Source organism: Planktothrix mougeotii LEGE 06226, from assembly GCF_015207485.1.
Lineage (GTDB): Bacteria > Cyanobacteriota > Cyanobacteriia > Cyanobacteriales > Microcoleaceae > Planktothrix.
Map to the genome: position 1 here is coordinate 1 of NZ_JADEWU010000164.1, position 1,194 is coordinate 1,194.

Annotated in this window: 1 protein-coding gene; it reads left to right on the top strand. The window is 45.4% G+C overall.

The features are described 5' to 3' along the window. The coding region (locus tag IQ236_RS27530; RefSeq protein WP_193872420.1) for an Ig-like domain-containing protein at nt 1–1,194 on the top strand (1,194 nt) is incomplete at both ends.

A 1,194-nucleotide genomic window follows, 5' to 3' on the forward strand; every position in this document is an offset into this window, starting at 1 on the left:
TAGCAAATGATACCGATCCCAATAATGATCCGTTAACGATTACTGAAGTTAGTAATCCTACAAATGGAACGGTTACCCTCAGTAATGGCAATGTTTTGTTTACCCCAGTCAATAACTATACAGGGCCGGCTAGTTTCTTGTATAGCATTAGTGATGGTCAGGGTGGAACCAGTAGCGCGACGGTTAATATTACTGTTAATCCTAATCAACCCCCAACCCTAGACTTAAATGGTAGCCAAGCGGGAAATAATACCGAAGTAGCCTTTCAACAAGGACAACCTGCTGTTGCGATCGCGAGTGGGAGTAGTATTGTAATTACGGATGCAGACAATACCACCATCCAGTCCGCCACAATTACTTTAACAAATCCACTCAATGGCGGTGGGGAAAGTTTATCAGCCAATGGTGCGTTACCTTCGGGGATTACCGCCAGTAGTTATAACAGCACCACCGGAATTTTAACCTTAACGGGGAATGCCTCACTAGCGGCTTATCAAACCGCCATTGGACAAGTTGTTTATAATAATACAGCTAATCCTCCCAATACCACAACCCGCACCGTACAGGTTCAGGTAAATGATGGAACAAGCAATAGTAATACGGCGGCAAGTACCATTACGGTGATTGCTTTAAATCAGCCTCCGGTTGCTGTTACCGATGGCCCAATTTTCACCAATAATAGTATCCAATTCCCGATTTCTCCCTTAGATAACGATAGTGACCCCGATGGAGATGCTCTAACGTTAACTTCTGTGGATAATCCCCCTACAGCACAAGGGTTAGTGACTCAATCGGGATCATCAGTTCAGTATACTCGTTTGGGAAGTAATACCGGGGTAGATAGTTTCAACTACACGATTAGTGACGGTCAAGGGGGGACGGCGACGGGTCAAATTAATATTGAATTGTTACCGTTGGCTGATACGAATCCGAACTTAGTAACGGGAGGCAATTTTAGCGATAATCTTAATGGTTTGGGGGGAAATGATACCCTCGTCGGTTTAGAGGGGAATGACAGCCTGCGGGGAAATGACGGAAATGATAGTTTATCAGGGGGAAGCGGAACGGATCTATTACAGGGAGGAATTGGAGAGGATACCCTGAATGGCGGTTTAACCCCGGATACGATGACTGGAAATGAGGGAAGCGACCAATTTCGTTATGAAACTGCTAATGATGGCGGTGGGTCGGGTT